The organism is Mycolicibacter senuensis (assembly GCF_002101885.1).
Lineage (GTDB): Bacteria > Actinomycetota > Actinomycetes > Mycobacteriales > Mycobacteriaceae > Mycobacterium > Mycobacterium senuense.
Genome location: NZ_LQPS01000054.1, coordinates 246,857 through 265,251 on the forward strand (window position 1 = coordinate 246,857; position 18,395 = coordinate 265,251).

Below are 18,395 nucleotides of genomic sequence, written 5' to 3' on the forward strand. Positions count from 1 at the left end.
CTCAGCCCGCCGGCATCAGCCGCCCACCGCCGGCCGCGGCATCCGGTAGCGCCGGTCCCGCATCCGCAGCACCGGATACCCCCTGCGGCCGGCGCCCAGGGCGCGAACCGGCGCGGCGGGCGCCAGATGCCGCGACGACGCCGGGCGCCCGGGTTCTTCCGAGGACGCCAACGGCTGGGTGGCTGCGGCCAGTTGCACCTGCTGCACCGCCGAGACGTTCGCCGGTGCCGCCGGCCAGCTCGAGGGCACCGACAAGCCGCCCACCGGGGCGGCCTGGCCGACACCGGCCAGCACCATCGCCGGTGCGCCGGCGCCGAACTGGCCCGCCGCTACCGCAGCCGCCGGAGCCTTGGCGGCCGCCGAGGCGGCGGCCGGAAGCAACGCCAGGATCCAGTTGCCCATCTGACCCGCGGTGCGGATGGAGTCGGCGGTGAATCGCGCCGGGTTGGTCACGGTGTTGATGGCGCCGGTGGTGCCGACCGTCGAGGACACCAGCGCGGCCATCGGGTCCGCTTGTGTCGCGGTGGCGGCGGCAGTGGCTTGCGCGACGGCCGCGGATTGCCCGGATTGCGCTGCCGGACTGGTGGTTTGCTGAGGCTGCTGAAACGGGGTCAGCGTGGCCGCGGCCGACGAGCCGGCCGCGTAAGCGTACATCGCGGTGGCGTCCTGGGCCCACATCGCGGCGTAGGCGGCTTCGGTGGCCGCGATCGCCGGGGTGTTCTGCCCGAAGAAGTTGGTGGCGACCAGGGTGGCCAGCTGGACCCGGTTGGCGGCGACGACGGGCGGCGGCACCGTTGCCGCGAAAGCGGTTTCGTAGGCGGCCGCGGCGGCACGGGCCTGGCTGGCGGTCTGTTCGGCCAGCGTCGCGGTGGCCGACGCCCAGGCGACATAGGGGGTCGCGGCGGCGATCATCGCCTCAGCGGAGCCGCCGGACCAGGCGTGACCGTGCAGTTCGGACAGCGTCGAGGAGTAGCCGGTCGCAAACGATTCCAGCTGCCAGGCCAGCGCGTCCCAGCTCGCCGCGGCGGCCAGCATCGGCCCCGAACCCGGGCCCGAATACATCAAGGTCGAATTGACCTCGGGAGGAAGCATCCCGAAATCCAGCATGGACGGTTCCTGCCGTTATCCGCCGATTGACGGGCGTGGCATGGCGAAACGCTTCGGCCCGACCCGCAGCATGCTGCTGACGGTGGAGCGTCCGGCGCCGCCGGCCGCCGCGCCCATCGCCGCCGCCGGCGCGGCCATCATGCCGCTTGCTGGAGTTTCCTCCCAGGAGCCGGTTGCGGCCAGCTCGGCTTCGGACAGGAACAGCGGCTCCTCACTGGCGGTGGCGATGGGCGCGGTGTCGGCCCAGGCCTTCGGTACCGACAGCTGACCGATCGGCGAGGCGGTGCCCATGCTGGCGGTGCTGCGCACCAGCGACGGCCCCGCCTGCACCGCCGAGGCCATGCCGGCGGCGGGAAGGACCGCCGGCACGGCGGCGGCCGCGGCCTTAGGTGCTGTGCCGCCGACCGCCTTGGCCAGGGCGGTGAAGAAGCTGCCCGCGTTGGTCACGGTGCGGCTCATGGCGGTGGCGAAACCGACCGGGCCGCTCAGCGTGTTGAAGGTGCTCGCCCCGTCGATCACGCCGTCGGCCGCCGACTGGCTGCCCTGCGAGGCCGCGGCGTTGCCGAGGGCGGCCGCCGGCGCCAGCGCCTGGCTGGCGGCTGCCGCGGAGTTGGTGGTCTGCGGTGGCTCCTGGAACGGCGCCAGCTGGGTGGTGGTGTAGGCGGCGGTGGCGTAGCCGTGCATGGCCGCGGCGTCTTGCGCCCACATCTGGGCGTAGGCGGCTTCCAGGGCCGAAATCAGCGCCGTGTTCTGCCCGAAGATGTTGGTGGCCACCAGATTTGCCAGCTGCGTGCGGTTGGTGGTGACGACGAGCGGCGGAACCGTTGCCGCACGGGCGGATTCATAGGCGGCTGCGGCGGCGCGTGACTGGCTGGCGGCCTGCTCGGCTTGCGTTGCGGTCTGGCTCACCCAGGCGATGTAGGGCGCTGCGGCTGCGAGCATCGCCTGGGACGAGGAACCCTTCCACCCCTCGTCCTGCAACCCGGTGAGCGCGGTCGAGTAGCCCAGCGCGAACGCATTCAGCTGCCCGCTCAACGCATCCCAGGCCGCCGCCGACGCCAGCAGCGGTCCCGAACCGGGTCCGGTATACATCTGGGTCGAGATGACCTCGGGCGGCAGAATCCCGAAATCCAGCATCAGCGAAGCCTTTCCTCGATCGCATCGGGTGATGCGCAGCCGGTGAGATCGGCAGGCGAGGTGTGAAGGATCAGCCGAAAAGGGCTGTGGCCTACCGAATTGATTCGTGGCGGTCACGCACCCGGCGACATCGCCCGGTTGCGCCGGCGGCCCGGAGTTCGCATTCCAACGGAGTTGTCATGGGAATCGGGTGCTCGCTTCTCGCTAGTGCGTTCTGGTTAGCCACGACGTTAGACGCGGGTTGCGCGGAATCCCGCCCGGCGCTTGGGCGCGTGCGATGACAAGAAGGCTTCAGCGGCGTGGGCAGCGTCATCGCCGAATCGCTCATTCAGGCCGACAAATGTGCTGCTACCTGCACGGATGCGGCGAATTCCGGTCATGCCCGGTGCGGGGACGCTCGTCTTGCGTACCGCCGCGGGGTTAAAAATCAGCCTGCAATAAACCGGCTTGTGCGCAGGTGGGCGCCCCGGAGCGGGATCTTCACTGCTCAGTCTGGTTTGGCCGCCCGGCGCGCTCGGCGAACGCGTCGAGCGCGGCGAGCACTTCAGGAGAACGCCACACCCGGTTGCGGGGGCCGCCTGTATGCGTAAGTGAAGTTAAAAAGACCGGTTGACTTCACTTACGTAGGTGCATTCGCGCGGTCAGGCGTCGACCACCGCGCGCAAGGCGGCGCCGACGTCAGCGATCACGCCGGGGGTGTAGCCGGGAATGTTCATGGTCACCCCGCCGACGCCGGCATCGAGCACCTTGGTCTTGATCTGTTCCGCGATCGACTCGGGGCTGCCGGCCACCATCCGCTGGCTCATCGCGGCGGGAATCTGGTCGGCGCTGGCATTCTGGCCGGCCAGCGCGGTGAGCAACATGGTGGTCTCCAGCGTGGCCGGGTCGCGGCCGATCGCCTCGCAGCTGCGCTGCACCGCAGCCATTTTCGCGGGCAGTTCGTCGAAGCCGGCGATGATGTTGAGGTGGTCGAAGTGGCGGGCCGCCAGCGGGATGGTCTTCTTCTCGCCGCTGCCACCGATCAGCAGCGGAATGTGGTCGCGGAAGCGGGGTTCGGCCATCGCCTCGCGGGCGCGGTACCACTTACCCTCGAAGGTGGGCCGTTCGCCCTTGATCATCGGCAAGATGATCTCGAGTGCCTCGTCGAGCCGGTTGAACCGGTCGGTGAAGGTGCCGAACTCGAAACCCAACTGCTCGTGTTCGAGCTCGAACCATCCGGTGCCGATCCCTAGCACCGCCCGCCCGGAGCTGACGACGTCCAGCGTGGTGATGATCTTGGCCAACAGTGCCGGGTTGCGGTAGGTGTTGCCGGTGACCAGCGTGCCCAGCTGGACGCTTTCGGTCGCGGTCGCCAGCGCACCCAACGCCGTGTAGGCCTCGAGCATCGGCTGGTCGGGGGAGCCCAGCATGGGCAGTTGGTAGAAGTGGTCCATCAGGAACACCGCGTCGAACCCGGCGGTCTCGGCCTCCTGGGCCTGGGCGATGACGGTCGGGAACAGCTTTGAAACATCGGTGCCGTAAGAGAAATCGGGGATCTGGAAGCCAAGGCGGATCGTCATTCGTTTGACCCTAGGGGTCGCGGGGGCTTGGCCGGGGGGAATTTCGCTGGGCGCGAACCGGGTCAGCCATCGCACGCCGCGGGGCCGGCGCGGCTAACCGCCGTCTCGCACGCCCGCGCGTCGGGTCAGGTGGTCGATCTGCAGATAGGTCGCATAGACCACCAGGGGCGGCAGCACGATGAACGGCACGTTCTCGCCGATGAACTTGAACCAGAAGCCCCAGCTGCCTTGGCCGATGTCGGCGAACCCGGCGCCCACCTCACTGAGAAAGTAGACCGCGGTGCTGCTCATCAGCACGGAGACGCCGACTGCCACCACCCACAGGCAGCGGATACGGGTCTCCAGCGGCAGCGTGGAGCGCAGCAGCTTGGTCCACATCACGAAGACGGTGATGCCGGTGCTGACCCCGACCACTTCGAGAGCGAACACCCACGGATTGCCGCTGACGTAGCGGGTATCGGCCAGACCGTACTGCCACCACAGCCACTTGAAGCCCGGATCGTCGGTGGGCGCCCACCAGCCCAGCGGCTGACCGATCAGGAACATCAGCTCGTAGCCGATCTGGCTGGCCGCGGTGAACGGGATGTAGAACAAGGTCAGCTCGGCGGCCCGGTCCAGTCGGGTGCGCTGCTCGCCGGGCGCATCCCAGAGGATCACGAACGGCAGCAGCATTACCGGGATCCCGAAGACGATGTTGGCGATCACATCCACCTGGAAGCTGGCGGGGATGATGCGCAGACTGACCGCGATGGTCAGTAGCAGGAACATGCCCAGGACGAATAGCGCGACGCCGGTATAAATGCGCAACCGGTGCGGCGCCCAGGGCCGGGCGAAATCGGTCTCGTGTTCCTGCACGGCAGTCATCGTCGTCGCCCTTCGCCGCATAGTCTCAACTACTTGTTATTGCGGGGCAGTCTAACCGGCTGGGGCCGCCGCTTTTCGCCGTTTCGGGGCTCCCTTCTCACCACCGCCACAAGTACTGCGGACACTGCCCCGCGACGACGGACCGGATGTACACCCGGGCATCAGCCGGCGTCGCGTCCGGGCCGAGCACCTGGCGCACCGTCACCGACGATTCCAGGATGCTGGGCGTGTTCCCGGCAGCGAGTAGGCGACAGATCGCGTCGCCGGCCGGGTCGGCGTGAGCAGTCGCGGTGCTCATCACCGCGACTGCTGCCAACATGGCGGGAATGAGCCGCTTGATGGCCGCGCCGTTCCGCCGACGATAAACAGCCGGAGGCCGGCTGAGTGTGTTTGTCATGCTCGACAGCGTGCCACCGGGGCCTGACAGTGTTTCGGACGACGACGAGGGCCGGGTTGACCGATGGTTCGGCTATCGTGCGTTGGAGCCACACCGCATGTTGCACGGACTTGCATTCGTGCTGGTGGAGAGTGCCCCCGGCAGGATTCGAACCTGCGGCCTTCTGCTCCGGAGGCAGACGCTCTATCCCCTGAGCTACGGGGGCGCACGAACTACGGGCGCCAAACTGGGCTCCGACAGACTAACGCATGAAACCGAGAGCCCAAGAACCGGACGGATTCGGGTCCTGACCACGTCAGACCATAGGATGGAGCCTCGTGACCCCCGCCGATCTGGCCGAATTGCTCAAGACCACCGCCACCGCGGTGCTGGCCGAGCACGACCTGGACACCGCCGCGCTGCCCGCGACGGTGACCGTCGAGCGGCCGCGCAACCCCGACCACGGCGACTACGCCACCAACCTGGCGTTGCAGCTGGGTAAGAAGGTCGGCGTCAACCCGCGTGAGCTGGCCGGCTGGCTGGCCGAGGCGCTGACGAAAGCCGACGGGATCGCCTCGGCCGACACCGCCGGTCCCGGCTTCGTCAACATCCGCCTCGACGCCTCGGCGCAGGGCACCATCGTGGCCAACATCGTGGAAGCCGGCCCGAGCTACGGCCACTCGCAGGAGTTCGACGGACTCAACGTCAACCTGGAATTCGTCTCGGCCAACCCCACCGGTCCCATCCACATCGGCGGTACCCGCTGGGCCGCGGTCGGTGATGCGCTGGGCCGGCTGCTTTCCACCCAGGGCGCGGCGGTCACCCGCGAGTACTACTTCAACGACCACGGCGCCCAGATCGACCGGTTCGCCAACTCGCTGATCGCCGCCGCCAAGGGCGAACCCGCTCCCGAGGACGGCTACGCCGGCGCCTACATCACCGACATCGCGGCACAAATCCAGGCCCAGGCCCCCGACGCGCTGAGCGGCCCGGACTCTCAGGAGACGTTCCGCGCGATCGGCGTCGACCTGATGTTCAGCCACATCAAGGCCTCGCTGCACGAGTTCGGCACCGACTTCGACGTCTTCACCCACGAAGACTCGATGCACACCTCCGGCCGTGTCGAGCAGGCCATCGAGCGGCTACGTGCCAACGACAACATCTACGAGAAAGACGGCGCCACCTGGCTGCGCACCAGCGCCTACGGCGATGACAAAGACCGCGTCGTGATCAAGAGCGACGGCAAGCCCGCCTACATCGCCGGCGACTTGGCCTACTACCTGGACAAGCGGCAGCGCGGCTTCAACCTGTGCATCTACATGCTCGGCGCCGACCACCACGGCTACATCGCCCGGCTCAAAGCCGCCGCGGCCGCCTTCGGCGATGACCCGGCCACCGTCGAAGTCCTGATCGGCCAGATGGTCAACCTGGTGCGCAACGGCCAGCCGGTCAAGATGAGCAAGCGCGCCGGCACCGTCATCACCCTCGACGACCTCGTCGAGGCCATCGGCGTGGACGCCGCCCGCTACAGCCTGACCCGCTCCTCGGTGGACACCCCGATCGACATCGACCTGGCGCTGTGGTCCTCGGCCAGCAACGAAAACCCGGTCTACTACGTGCAATACGCGCACGCCCGGCTCTCCGCGCTGGCCCGCAACGCCGCCGAGCTCGGCATCACCGCCGACACGGCCCACCTCGGACTGCTCACCCACGACAAGGAGGGCACGCTGATCCGCAACCTGGGGGAGTTCCCCCGGGTGCTCAAAACCGCTGCCGCGCTGCGTGAGCCGCACCGCGTGTGCCGCTATCTGGAAGACCTCGCCGGTGACTACCACCGGTTCTACGACAGCTGCCGGGTGCTGCCGCAGGGCGATGAAGCACCGAGCGATCTGCACGGCGCGCGGTTGGCGCTGTGCCAGGCCACCCGCCAGGTGATCGCCAACGGGCTGGGCATTCTCGGCGTGAACGCACCGGAGCGAATGTGAACGTCCATCCCGCCGGGCCGCGCCACGCCGAGGAGATCCACCACGACGGACTGCCGCCGCGGCCGCAAACCCCCCAGAGCCTACTCGAACTGGCGCCGAATGTGTGGCCGCGCAACACTGTTCGCGACGACGACGGCCAAGTGAGCATCGCCGGAGTAAAAGTCACCGACCTGGCCGCCGAATACGGCACCCCGTTGTTCATCATCGACGAGGACGACTTCCGGGGCCGCTGCCGTGAGATCGCGCAGGCGTTCGGCGGCGGCGACCACGTGCACTACGCCGCCAAGGCCTTCCTGTGCAGCGAGATCGCCCGCTGGATCGGCCAGGAGGGGCTGTCCCTGGACGTCGCCACCGGCGGCGAGCTGGCCGTCGCGCTGCACGCCGGCTTCCCCGCGCAGCGAATAACGATGCACGGCAACAACAAATCGGTTGCAGAGCTGCAGGCCGCGGTCGATGCCGGCGTCGGCCACATCGTGCTCGACTCGCTGATCGAGATCGAACGCCTCGATGCCATCGCCGCGGCGGCCGGTGTCGTGCAGGACGTGCTGGTTCGGGTCACCGTCGGCGTGGAGGCCCACACCCACGAGTTCATCTCCACCGCCCACGAAGACCAGAAGTTCGGCCTGTCGCTGGCCAGCGGTGCGGCGATGGACGCCATCAGAAAGGTTTTCGCCACCGACCAGCTGCGCCTGGTGGGCCTGCACAGCCACATCGGGTCGCAGATCTTCGACGTCGCCGGTTTCGAGTTGGCCGCTCACCGCGTCATCGGCCTGTTGCGCGACGTGGTCGCCGAGTTCGGTGTCGACAAGACCGCGCAACTGTCGGTCATCGACCTGGGTGGGGGACTGGGCATTTCCTACCTGCCCCAGGACGATCCGCCCCCGATGGACGAGCTCGCCGGCAAGCTCACCGCGATCGTGCGCGAGGAATCCGCCGCGGTCGGCCTGCCGGCCCCGCAGCTGGTCGTCGAACCCGGCCGGGCCATCGCCGGGCCGGGCACCATCACGCTCTATGAGGTCGGCACCGTCAAAGACGTCGACATCAGCACCACCGCGCGCCGCCGCTACGTCAGCGTCGACGGCGGCATGAGTGACAACATCCGCCCCGCGCTGTATGACGCGCACTACGACGTGCGGCTGGTGTCGCGGGGCGGCACCGCGCAACCGGTAGCTGCGCGTGTCGTCGGCAAACACTGCGAGACCGGCGACATCATCGTCCGCGACACCTGGGTACCCGAGGACCTGGTTCCCGGTGACCTGGTTGCGGTGGCCGCCACCGGCGCGTACTGCTACTCGATGTCGAGCCGCTACAACCTGCTCACCCGTCCGGCGGTGGTGGCGGTGCGCGGCGGGAAAGCGCGCCTTATGCTGCGCCGGGAAACCGTCGATGACCTGATCAGCCTGGAGGTGAATTAAGGATGTCCGATGCGAATGTTCCCGTGAGCCCGGTGGGTGTCGCTGTCCTGGGACTGGGCAACGTCGGCAGCGAAGTCGTCCGCATCCTCGAGGCCAGCGCCGACGACCTGGCCGCCCGGATCGGTGCGCCGCTGGTGCTGCGCGGCGTCGGGGTGCGCCGGGTGGCCGATGATCGCGGAGTGCCCGTCGAGCTGCTCACCGACGACGTCGACAGCCTGGTGTCACGCAGTGACGTCGACATCGTCGTGGAGTTGATGGGCCCGGTCGAGCCGGCCCGCAACGCGATCCTGTCGGCGATCAAACACGGCAAGTCCGTCATCACCGCCAACAAGGCTTTGCTGTCACGGTCCACCGGCGAGCTGGCCGAGGCCGCCGAGACCGCGCGGGTGGACATGTACTTCGAGGCCAGCGTCGCCGGCGCGATCCCGGTGATCCGGCCGCTGACCCAGTCGCTGGCCGGTGACACCGTGCTGCGGGTGGCCGGCATCGTCAACGGCACCACCAACTACATCCTGTCCGAGATGGACTCCACCGGCGCCGACTACGCCAGCGCGCTGGCCGATGCGAGCGCGCTGGGCTACGCCGAGGCCGACCCGACCGCCGACGTGGAGGGCTACGACGCCGCCGCCAAGGCAGCGATCCTGGCCTCGATCGCCTTTCACACCCGGGTGACCGCCGACGACGTCTACCGCGAGGGCATCACCAACATCACCCCCGATGACGCCGCCGCGGCGCGCGCGCTGGGATGCACCATCAAGCTGCTGGCCATCTGTGAACGCATCTCCAGCCGCGACGGCCAGCAGCGGGTCTCGGCGCGGGTCTACCCGGCGCTGGTGCCGCTGGAGCACCCGCTGGCCACCGTCAACGGCGCGTTCAACGCCGTGGTGGTCGAGGCCGAGGCAGCCGGCCGGCTGATGTTCTACGGGCAGGGCGCCGGCGGTTCCCCGACCGCCTCGGCGGTCATGGGCGACCTGGTGATGGCGGCCCGCAACCGGGTGCAGGGCGGTCGCGGACCGCGCGAGTCCAAGTACGCCCAACTGGCCATCGCGCCGATCGGGGACGTCCAGACCCGCTACTACGTGAGCATGGACGTCGCCGACAAGCCGGGTGTGCTGGCCACGGTCGCAGCCGAGTTCGCCGCCCACGAGGTGAGCATCGCCGAGGTACGCCAGGAAGGCGTGACCGACGACGAAGGCCAACTGATCGGTGCCCGGATCGTGGTGGTCACCCACCGCGCCGCCGAATCGGCGCTGTCGGAAACCGTTGCGGCGCTGGCAGAACTGGATGCGGTACAGCAGGTCGCCAGCGTGCTACGACTGGAAGGAACAGACCAGTGAGCTCCGCCCGGACACCGGTCCATCAGCCCTGGCCCGGCCTGATCGGCGCCTACCGCGACCGGCTTCCCATCGGCGACGACTGGACGCCGATCACGCTGCACGAGGGCGGCACCCCGCTGATCCACGCCAAGCGGATCTCCGAACAGATCGGCTGCACGGTGCACCTCAAGGTGGAGGGGCTCAACCCGACCGGCTCGTTCAAGGACCGGGGCATGACGATGGCGGTCACCGACGCGGTGGCCCGCGGGCAGCAGGTGGTGCTGTGCGCCTCGACCGGAAACACCTCGGCGTCGGCGGCGGCCTACGCCGCGCGGGCCGGCATCACCTGTGCGGTGTTGATCCCGCAGGGCAAGATCGCGATGGGCAAGCTGGCGCAGGCGGTCATGCACGGCGCCAAGATCATCCAGATCGACGGCAACTTCGACGACTGCCTGGAGTTGGCCCGCAAGATGGCCACCGACTTCCCGACCATCTCGCTGGTCAACTCGGTGAACCCGGTGCGAATCGAAGGCCAGAAGACCGCGGCGTTCGAGATCGTCGACGCGCTGGGCACCGCGCCGGACATCCACTCGCTGCCGGTGGGCAACGCCGGCAATATCACCGCCTACTGGAAGGGCTACCGCGAGTACCACGCCGACGGCCTGAGCGACAAGCTGCCCAAGATGCTCGGGACGCAGGCCGCGGGCGCGGCGCCGCTGGTGCTCGGTGAGCCGGTCAAGAACCCCGAGACCGTCGCCACCGCCATCCGCATCGGCTCGCCGGCATCCTGGACCCAGGCCGTCGAAGCGCAGGTGGATTCCGGTGGGCGGTTCCTGGCCGCCACCGACGAGGAGATTCTGGCGGCCTACCACCTGGTGGCGGAGTCCGAGGGGGTCTTCGTGGAGCCGGCGTCGGCGGCCAGCATCGCCGGGCTGCTCAAGTCGGTGTCCGACGGCTGGGTTCCGCGGGGCTCGACGGTGGTGTGCACCGTCACCGGAAACGGGCTCAAGGATCCCGACACCGCCCTGCGCGACCTGCCCGAAGTCACCGCGGTTCCCGTCGACGCGGCCACCGTGGTCGCCGAGTTGGGGCTGGTCTAGTGGTCCAACTGTTACCGACCGGGTTGACGGCCAGCGTCGCGGTGGCGGCGTCAAGCGCCAACCTGGGCCCCGGCTTCGACAGCCTCGGGCTGGCGTTGGGGCTCTACGACGAGGTCATCGTCGAGACGGTCGATTCCGGCCTGGTGGTCCAGGTCGACGGAGAGGGCGCAGGCCAGGTTCCGCTGACATCGGATCACCTTGTGGTTCAAGGCATCCGACGCGGCCTCCGGGAAGCCGGGGTGGACGTGCCGGGAATGGTGGTGCGCTGCCGCAACGCCATCCCGCATCAGCGTGGGCTGGGCTCCTCGGCGGCCGCCGTGGTCGGCGGTCTGGCCGCGGTCAACGGACTTGTCGCACAGCTTGATCGGCCGGGGCTGTCGGAGTCCCGCCTGGTCCAGCTGGCATCGGAGTTCGAGGGCCATCCCGACAACGCCGCCGCCGCCGTGCTCGGGGGCGCGGTGGTGTCCTGGACGGCGAACCGACCCGACGGCGGTGGGACCGGCTATTCGGCGGTGCCGTTGCGGCTGCACCCCGACATCCATCTGTTCCCGGCGATACCGCAACTTCGGTCATCGACCGCCGAGACGCGCATGCTGCTGCCCGAGCAGGTCAGCCACCGCGACGCCCGATTCAATGTCAGTCGTGTCGCGCTGCTGGTGGTGGCGCTGACCGAGCGGCCCGACCTGCTGCTGACGGCCACCGAGGACCTGCTGCACCAGCCGCAGCGCGCCGCCGCCCAGCCCGAGTCCGCGCAGTTCCTGCAATTGCTGCGGCAGCACGGAATCGCCGCGGTGCTGTCCGGTGCCGGGCCCGCGGTGATCGCGCTGAGCACCGCACCCGAACTTCCCGCTGAGGTGCTTGAGGCGCCGGCGGCGCGTGGGTTCAATGTGACGCAGATGCGTGTCGGTGATGCAGTCAAGTGGAATTCCGGGGTGGTGGTGCCCGGTTGAGGCACGCCGCGCCGTATTTGTTGCGCGAGCCACTCAAGACGGCTATCCTCGGTTCCGTCCCGCATTCGCGGCATCAGCATCTGACTCAGACTGCGTTGTCACTGGGACGCCACCAAATTCTTCTCGTAGCTGACGGCTCGCGATTTGACGCTGTCGATACGGGTATCACCGTTAAAACAGTCGACGGTGACACGCACTCGGCGGTTCCGCTGGATGCACCCAACCCCTCGCGTGACAAAACCGACGAGGGAAGAAAGGAAATCCGTGACCGAAACGGACCTCTTCACGGCTGACAGCAGCACCGGACAGGCTTCGCTGTCGACCTCCCAGAACGCCGCCTCGACCCCGGGCGCTTCGGAGGCCTCCGATGTCAGCACTCCGGCCGCCGGCGACGACACCGCGGTGTCGTCCCCCGAAGCCGGCTCGACGCCCGCCACCAGCGACTCCGCGCCCGCCGCGGCACCGGACAACGGTGCTCCCGCCGCTGCGGAACCGTCGTTGTCGGCGATGGTGTTGCCTGAGCTGCGCGCGCTGGCCAACCGCGTCGGCGTCAAAGGCGCCTCCGGGATGCGCAAGAGCGAGCTGATCGCCGCGATCCGTGAGGTCGGCGGCAATGGCGGCAATGGCGGCAATGGCGGCAGCGGCGGAGACGCTGCCGAGACGCCTGCCGCCGAAGCACCCGCGAATGGCGCCGCCGTCGGCGACGAGCCGGCCCGGGCCGAGGGCACCGAAGCCGGTGGGGCTGCCGAGGCCGGCGAGGCGCCGCCTCGTCGTGAACGGCGCGGCGCCAGCCGTGCGAGCGGTGCACCCGCCGCCGACGGAGGAGACCAGGACGAGGGCGAGCCTCGCAAGCAGGGGGAGTCCAACAAGCAGGACAAGCCCGACGAGAAGGCCGAGCAGTCCGGCGGCCGTCGCGACGGCGGCAAGTCCGACGACCGTGCTGCGGGCAAGGCAGACCAGGCCAAGGGCGACCAGACCAAGGGTGACCAGGCCAAGGGCGACCAGAACAAGGGCGACCAGGCCAAGGGCGACGAGCAGAACCGCGGTCACCAGGGCCAGCAGAACTCCGATGACGACGACGGGCGCGGCGGCCGGCGCGGCCGCCGATTCCGCGACCGGCGCCGCCGGGGCGAACGTGGCGGCGAAGGCGGCGACACCGAGCTGCGCGAGGACGATGTCGTCCAGCCGGTGGCCGGCATCCTCGACGTGCTGGACAACTACGCGTTCGTGCGCACCTCCGGCTACCTGGCCGGCCCGAACGATGTCTATGTGTCGATGAACATGGTCCGCAAGAACGGGCTGCGCCGCGGTGACGCGGTGACCGGCGCCGTGCGGGTGCCCCGCGACGGTGAGCAGCCCAACCAGCGGCAGAAGTTCAACCCGCTGGTGCGGTTGGACTCCGTCAACGGGGGACCGGTCGAGGAGGCTCGGAACCGCCCGGACTTCTCCAAGCTGACCCCGCTGTATCCGAACCAGCGGCTGCGGTTGGAGACCTCGGGTGACAAGCTGACCACCCGGGTCATCGACCTGATCATGCCGATCGGCAAGGGGCAGCGCGCACTGATCGTGTCGCCGCCCAAGGCCGGTAAGACCACGATCATGCAGGACATCGCCAACGCGATCACCCGCAACAACCCGGAGTGCCACCTGATGGTGGTGCTGGTCGACGAGCGGCCCGAGGAAGTCACCGACATGCAGCGCTCGGTCAAGGGTGAGGTCATCGCCTCCACCTTCGACCGGCCGCCGTCGGACCACACCCAGGCCGCCGAGCTGGCCATCGAGCGGGCCAAGCGCCTGGTCGAGCAGGGCAAAGATGTGGTCGTCCTTCTCGACTCGATCACCCGGCTGGGGCGGGCCTACAACAACGCCTCTCCGGCGTCGGGCCGCATCCTGTCCGGTGGTGTGGACTCCACCGCGCTCTACCCGCCCAAGCGGTTCCTGGGCGCCGCGCGCAACATCGAGGACGGCGGCTCGCTGACCATCATCGCCACCGCGATGGTCGAGACCGGGTCCACCGGTGACACGGTCATCTTCGAGGAGTTCAAGGGCACCGGCAACGCCGAGCTCAAGCTGGACCGCAAGATCGCCGAGCGCCGGGTATTCCCGGCCGTCGACGTCAACCCGTCCGGCACCCGCAAGGACGAGCTGCTGCTCTCGCCGGACGAGTTCGCGATCGTGCACAAGCTGCGCCGGCTGCTGTCGGGGCTGGACTCGCATCAGGCCATCGACCTGTTGATGAGCCAGCTGCGCAAGACCAAGAACAACTACGAGTTCCTGGTCCAGGTCTCCAAGACCACGCCGGGAATGGACAACGACTGATCGGCGTTTTGGTGGCGTCAGCGCAGCTGGCATAATCGAACGCCTCAGGTTCCGGTTCACGTCCGCCTCACCGGCTGGCGACCCGGCGACCCACGATTGAAGAGGACATCATGAAAACTGGCATTCACCCCGCCTACGGCGAGACCACCGTGGTCTGCGGTTGCGGCAACAGCTTCACCACCCGCAGCACCAAGGAGAGCGGCCACATCGTGGTCGAGGTCTGCTCGCAGTGCCACCCGTTCTACACCGGCAAGCAGAAGATCCTGGACAGCGGCGGCCGGGTCGCCCGCTTCGAGAAGCGCTACGGCAAGCGCAAGGCCGGTGCCGCAACCGACGCAGCCGAAGCCGCCGACAAGTAGCTTCCTCACCGACGCCCGGAACGTGTCAGCACGTCGCCCGGGCGTCGGCTTGTGTTCGGGGATGGAGGTGAGATGACCCGCAGCATGCAGGCGATCGATGCCCTGCTGGCCGAACACGCCGCGCTGGAAACTCAGCTCGCCGACCCCGAACTGCACAACGATCCGGTCGAGGCCCGCCGGGCCGGCCGCAGGTTCGCTCAGTTGGCGCCGATCATCGCCACCCACCGCAAGCTCGAGTCGGCTCGCGGTGACCTGGAAGCCGCCCGCGAACTGGCCGCCGACGACGCGTCGTTCGCCGCGGAGGTGCCCGAACTCGAAGCCGCTGTCGCCGAACTGGACACCACGCTGACCGACATGCTCGCGCCACGCGACCCGCACGACGCCGACGACATCGTGCTCGAGGTCAAATCCGGCGAGGGCGGCGAGGAGTCGGCGCTGTTCGCCGCCGACCTGGCCCGGATGTACATCCGCTACGCGGAGCGGCACGGCTGGAAGGTGACGTTGCTCGACGAGACCACGTCGGATCTGGGTGGCTACAAAGACGCCACAATCACCATCGCGAGCAGGGGCGACAGCGCCGACGGGGTGTGGTCGAAGATGAAGTTCGAGGGCGGCGTGCACCGGGTCCAGCGCGTCCCGGTCACCGAATCCCAGGGCCGCGTCCACACCTCGGCGGCCGGGGTGCTGGTCTATCCCGAACCCGAAGAGATCGCCGAAGTGGCCATCGACGAGTCGGACCTGCGCATCGACGTCTACCGGTCCTCCGGCAAGGGCGGCCAGGGCGTCAACACCACCGACTCCGCGGTGCGCCTCACCCACCTGCCGACCGGGATCGTGGTGACGTGTCAGAACGAGCGGTCCCAGCTGCAGAACAAGGCCCGCGCACTGCAGGTGCTGGCGGCCCGGCTGCAGGCACTCGCCGAGGAACAGGCGCAGGCCGACGCCTCAGCCGACCGGGCCAGCCAGATCCGTACCGTGGACCGCAGCGAGCGCATCCGCACCTACAACTTCCCGGAGAACCGGATCACCGACCACCGCATCGGCTACAAGGCGCACAACCTCGATCAGGTTCTCGACGGGGACCTCGACGCGATGTTCGACGCGCTGGCCGCCGCCGACAAGGAAACCCGGTTGCAGGGGACGTCGTGAGTCTCCGGGACGCGATCGACTCCGCTGCCGCGCTTTTCGTCGATGCCGGAATCGATTCGGCCCGCTACGACGCCGAAGAACTCGCCGCTCATGCCGCCGGCACCCAGCGCGGCCGGCTGGCGCTGCTGAATCCACCCGATGACGAGTTCTTCGGACGTTACCGGGAATTGGTGGCCGCCCGCAGCTCCCGGATCCCGTTGCAGCACCTGATCGGGACCGCGGCCTTCGGTCCCGAGACACTGCACGTCGGTCCCGGCGTGTTCATCCCGCGACCGGAAACCGAGGCAATGCTCGAATGGGCGCTGGCACAACCACTTGGCCCGTGCCCGGTGATCGTCGACGCCTGTACCGGCTCCGGTGCCCTGGCGGTCGCATTGTCCCGCGCACGACCCGGCGCCCGGGTGCTCGCGGTCGACGACTCCGAGCCGGCACTGAACTACGCCCGACGCAACTGTGCGGACACGCCGGTGGAGTTGCGGCATGCCGACGTCACCACGCCGGGCGTGCTCTTTGAACTCGACGGCCGGGTCGACCTCGTGGTCAGCAACCCGCCCTACATCCCCGACGGCGCAGAACTGGATCCCGAAGTGGCCCAGCATGATCCACCGCACGCGCTGTTCGGCGGCCCGGACGGCATGTCGGTGATCACCCCGCTGGCCGCGCTGGCCGCCCGGCTGCTGCGCCCCGGCGGCCTGTTCGCCGTCGAACACGACGACACCACGTCGGCGGCGACGGCCGAAACCGTGCGCAGCACGGATTGCTTCGACGACGTGGTAACCAGAACGGACCTGGCCGGACGGCCGCGGTTTGTGACGGCGGTCAGGAACGATCAACGATGACAGAGGTTTTCGACTGCGCTGATGCGGCTCAGCGCGCGGCGGGGATCGCCGCGGCGATCGACGCCGTCCGCGGGGGCCGATTGGCGGTGCTGCCCACCGATACCGTCTACGGCATCGGCGCCGACGCCTTCAATGTTGCCGGGGTCACCGCGCTGCTGGCGGCCAAACGACGCGGCCGCGACATGCCGGTGGGCGTGCTGGTCGGCTCGTGGACCTCCATCGACGGGCTGGCCCTGGTGGTGCCCGATAGCGCCCGCGAACTGATCCGCGCGTTCTGGCCGGGCGCGCTCAGCGTGATCGTCAACCAGGCGCCGTCACTGCAGTGGGACCTCGGCGACGCCCGCGGCACCGTCATGGTGCGCATGCCACTGCACCCGGTGGCCCTGGAAGTGCTCAAAGCCGTGGGCCCGATGGCGGTGTCCAGCGCCAACATCTCCGGCGGCGCCCCGGCCGTCGACGCCGACGCAGCGCGCGGACAACTCGGCGACACCGTCGACGTCTACCTCGACGCGGGCCCCGCCGAACAGGGCGAAGCCTCCACGATCGTCGACCTGACCGGACCCGCGCCGCGCATCGTGCGGACCGGCCCGGTCTCGGCCGAGCAGATCGGCGCGGTCCTGGGACAGGACCCGGCGGCGCTGACGGAGGCGCCGTGACCAGCCTGCTGGCGCTGGCCGACCGCGGTGCCGGGGTGCCGCTGCGGGAACTCGCGCTGGTCGGATTGACCGCCGCGATCATCACCTACTTCACCACCGGGCCGGTCCGCTGGCTGGCCACCCGGATCGGTGCGGTCGCCTACCCGCGCGAACGCGACGTGCATGTGCAGCCGACGCCGCGGATGGGCGGGCTGGCGATGTACGTCGGCATCGTCGCCGCGATCTTCCTGGCATCGCAGCTGCCCGCGCTGACCCGGGGCTTCGTCTACTCCACCGGTATGCCGGCGGTGGTGCTGGCCGGCGGGGTGATCATGGGCATCGGGCTGCTCGACGACAAATGGGGCCTGGACGCGCTGACCAAGTTCGCCGGTCAGATCACCGCCGCCAGCGTGCTGGTCACCATGGGCGTCGCGTGGAGCGTGCTCTACATCCCGATCGGCGGTGTCGGCACGGTGGTGCTCGATCAGGTGTCGTCGATCCTGCTCACCCTGGCGTTGACGGTCTCGATCGTCAACGCGATGAACTTCGTGGACGGACTCGACGGCTTGGCCGCGGGCCTCGGATTGATCACCGCGCTGGCGATCTGCATGTTCTCGGTAGGCGTGCTGTCCGACCACGGGGGCGACGTGTTGTTCTATCCGCCCGCGCTGATCTCGGTGGCGCTGGCCGGAGCCTGCCTGGGATTTCTGCCGCACAACTTCAGCCCCGCGAAGATCTTCATGGGGGACTCGGGGTCGATGCTGATCGGTCTGATGCTGGCCGCCGCGTCGACCACCGCCGCGGGCCCGATCTCGCAAACCGCTTACGGCGCCCGCGACGTCTTCGGGCTGTTGGCGCCGTTCCTGCTGGTGGCGGCCGTGGTCTCCGTACCCGCGCTGGATGTGCTGCTGGCGATCATCCGCCGTACCCGTGCCGGGCGCAGCCCGTTCAGTCCGGACAAGATGCATCTGCACCACCGGCTGCTGCAGATCGGCCACTCCGAGCGCCGCGTGGTGCTGCTGATCTATTTGTGGACGGCGATCGTCGCCTTCGGCGCGGCGGGAACGATCTTCTTCGACCCGCGCTACACCGGTGCGGTGATGCTGGGTGCGATGCTCATCGCGATTGTCGTTACGCTCATCCCGCTGCTGCGTCGTGGTGACGGACTGGAGGACAGCCCCTACGACACGCGGTAGTAGCACCGTCTAAGATGGTGTTGTAGGTGGTTCCGCAGCGCGATCGGGCATCCGATACGCTCGGCGGGCGACTTCAGGACAGTGACGCA

At 68.9% G+C, this 18,395-nt stretch carries 16 protein-coding genes and 1 tRNA gene; 11 read left to right on the forward strand and 6 right to left on the reverse strand.

The window, feature by feature from the left end; translation table 11 throughout:
- Positions 1–15 precede the first annotated feature (15 nt).
- The 6 genes from AWC24_RS21265 to AWC24_RS21290 all read right to left on the reverse strand — a co-directional run bounded on the left by AWC24_RS21265 (position 16) and on the right by AWC24_RS21290 (position 5,269).
- Entirely contained in the window at positions 16–1,107 is a 1,092-nt protein-coding gene (locus AWC24_RS21265; protein ID WP_085089049.1) for a PPE family protein, read from the reverse strand.
- A 15-nt stretch (positions 1,108–1,122) separates the two neighbouring features.
- A complete protein-coding gene (locus tag AWC24_RS21270) occupies positions 1,123–2,244 on the reverse strand; it encodes a PPE family protein (protein WP_085089051.1) in 1,122 nt (373 codons plus the stop codon).
- 641 nt (positions 2,245–2,885) lie between these two features.
- Positions 2,886–3,803 carry an LLM class F420-dependent oxidoreductase gene (locus AWC24_RS21275; RefSeq protein WP_085089053.1) on the reverse strand — a complete coding sequence of 306 codons (918 nt, stop codon included), beginning with the start codon at positions 3,801–3,803 and terminating at the stop codon, positions 2,886–2,888.
- A gap of 93 nt (positions 3,804–3,896) precedes the next feature.
- Complete coding sequence (locus tag AWC24_RS21280; RefSeq protein ID WP_085089055.1) at positions 3,897–4,667, reverse strand: emopamil-binding protein; 771 nt, start codon at positions 4,665–4,667, stop codon at positions 3,897–3,899.
- 97 nt (positions 4,668–4,764) lie between these two features.
- Positions 4,765–4,965: a hypothetical protein gene (locus AWC24_RS21285; protein ID WP_133055748.1), complete on the reverse strand. Its 201-nt coding sequence runs from the start codon at positions 4,963–4,965 to the stop codon at positions 4,765–4,767.
- A gap of 231 nt (positions 4,966–5,196) precedes the next feature.
- A tRNA-Arg gene (locus AWC24_RS21290) sits at positions 5,197–5,269 on the reverse strand.
- Between the two features lie 112 nt (positions 5,270–5,381).
- On the opposite strand from AWC24_RS21290, the gene argS reads away from it, so the two are divergent.
- The 11 genes from argS (at position 5,382) to AWC24_RS21345 (ending at position 18,306) form a co-directional block, all read left to right on the forward strand.
- The gene (argS, locus tag AWC24_RS21295; protein ID WP_085089059.1) at positions 5,382–7,028 is read left to right on the forward strand and encodes an arginine--tRNA ligase; all 1,647 of its coding nucleotides are present in this window, start codon (positions 5,382–5,384) and stop codon (positions 7,026–7,028) included.
- On the forward strand, positions 7,025–8,443 hold the full coding sequence (gene lysA / locus AWC24_RS21300; RefSeq protein ID WP_085089061.1) for a diaminopimelate decarboxylase: 1,419 nt from the start codon (positions 7,025–7,027) through the stop codon (positions 8,441–8,443). Before argS ends, lysA begins: the two co-directional genes overlap by 4 nt.
- 2 nt (positions 8,444–8,445) lie before the next feature.
- Positions 8,446–9,780: a homoserine dehydrogenase gene (locus AWC24_RS21305; protein ID WP_085089063.1), complete on the forward strand. Its 1,335-nt coding sequence runs from the start codon at positions 8,446–8,448 to the stop codon at positions 9,778–9,780.
- Complete coding sequence (gene thrC, locus AWC24_RS21310; protein WP_085089065.1) at positions 9,777–10,859, forward strand: threonine synthase; 1,083 nt, start codon at positions 9,777–9,779, stop codon at positions 10,857–10,859. The genes AWC24_RS21305 and thrC overlap by 4 nt, the downstream gene beginning before the upstream one ends.
- A complete protein-coding gene (gene thrB / locus AWC24_RS21315; RefSeq protein ID WP_085089067.1) occupies positions 10,859–11,809 on the forward strand; it encodes a homoserine kinase in 951 nt (316 codons plus the stop codon). Before thrC ends, thrB begins: the two co-directional genes overlap by 1 nt.
- A gap of 264 nt (positions 11,810–12,073) precedes the next feature.
- Entirely contained in the window at positions 12,074–14,128 is a 2,055-nt protein-coding gene (rho, locus tag AWC24_RS21320) for a transcription termination factor Rho (RefSeq protein WP_174813621.1), read from the forward strand.
- A 110-nt stretch (positions 14,129–14,238) separates the two neighbouring features.
- Positions 14,239–14,487, forward strand: a complete 249-nt coding sequence (rpmE, locus tag AWC24_RS21325; RefSeq protein ID WP_085089069.1) for a 50S ribosomal protein L31 — start codon at positions 14,239–14,241, stop codon at positions 14,485–14,487.
- A 72-nt stretch (positions 14,488–14,559) separates the two neighbouring features.
- Positions 14,560–15,636 carry a peptide chain release factor 1 gene (prfA, locus tag AWC24_RS21330; RefSeq protein WP_085089071.1) on the forward strand — a complete coding sequence of 359 codons (1,077 nt, stop codon included), beginning with the start codon at positions 14,560–14,562 and terminating at the stop codon, positions 15,634–15,636.
- Entirely contained in the window at positions 15,633–16,475 is an 843-nt protein-coding gene (gene prmC, locus AWC24_RS21335; RefSeq protein WP_085089073.1) for a peptide chain release factor N(5)-glutamine methyltransferase, read from the forward strand. Before prfA ends, prmC begins: the two co-directional genes overlap by 4 nt.
- Entirely contained in the window at positions 16,472–17,131 is a 660-nt protein-coding gene (locus AWC24_RS21340) for an L-threonylcarbamoyladenylate synthase (RefSeq protein WP_085089075.1), read from the forward strand. Before prmC ends, AWC24_RS21340 begins: the two co-directional genes overlap by 4 nt.
- Positions 17,128–18,306: a glycosyltransferase family 4 protein gene (locus AWC24_RS21345; RefSeq protein ID WP_170307867.1), complete on the forward strand. Its 1,179-nt coding sequence runs from the start codon at positions 17,128–17,130 to the stop codon at positions 18,304–18,306. Before AWC24_RS21340 ends, AWC24_RS21345 begins: the two co-directional genes overlap by 4 nt.
- Positions 18,307–18,395 lie beyond the last annotated feature (89 nt).

What these genes read in the sequence shown, in the direction of transcription:
- AWC24_RS21275 (WP_085089053.1), bottom strand. Translation starts at nt 3,803, where the DNA reads ATGACGATCCGCCTTGGCTTCCAGATCCCCGATTTCTCTTACGGCACC.
- AWC24_RS21280 (WP_085089055.1), bottom strand. Translation starts at nt 4,667, where the DNA reads ATGACTGCCGTGCAGGAACACGAGACCGATTTCGCCCGGCCCTGGGCG.
- AWC24_RS21285 (WP_133055748.1), bottom strand. Translation starts at nt 4,965, where the DNA reads ATGAGCACCGCGACTGCTCACGCCGACCCGGCCGGCGACGCGATCTGT.
- prfA (WP_085089071.1), top strand. Translation starts at nt 14,560, where the DNA reads ATGACCCGCAGCATGCAGGCGATCGATGCCCTGCTGGCCGAACACGCC.
- rpmE (WP_085089069.1), top strand. Translation starts at nt 14,239, where the DNA reads ATGAAAACTGGCATTCACCCCGCCTACGGCGAGACCACCGTGGTCTGC.
- AWC24_RS21340 (WP_085089075.1), top strand. Translation starts at nt 16,472, where the DNA reads ATGACAGAGGTTTTCGACTGCGCTGATGCGGCTCAGCGCGCGGCGGGG.
- AWC24_RS21265 (WP_085089049.1), bottom strand. Translation starts at nt 1,107, where the DNA reads ATGCTGGATTTCGGGATGCTTCCTCCCGAGGTCAATTCGACCTTGATG.
- AWC24_RS21270 (WP_085089051.1), bottom strand. Translation starts at nt 2,244, where the DNA reads ATGCTGGATTTCGGGATTCTGCCGCCCGAGGTCATCTCGACCCAGATG.
- AWC24_RS21305 (WP_085089063.1), top strand. Translation starts at nt 8,446, where the DNA reads ATGTCCGATGCGAATGTTCCCGTGAGCCCGGTGGGTGTCGCTGTCCTG.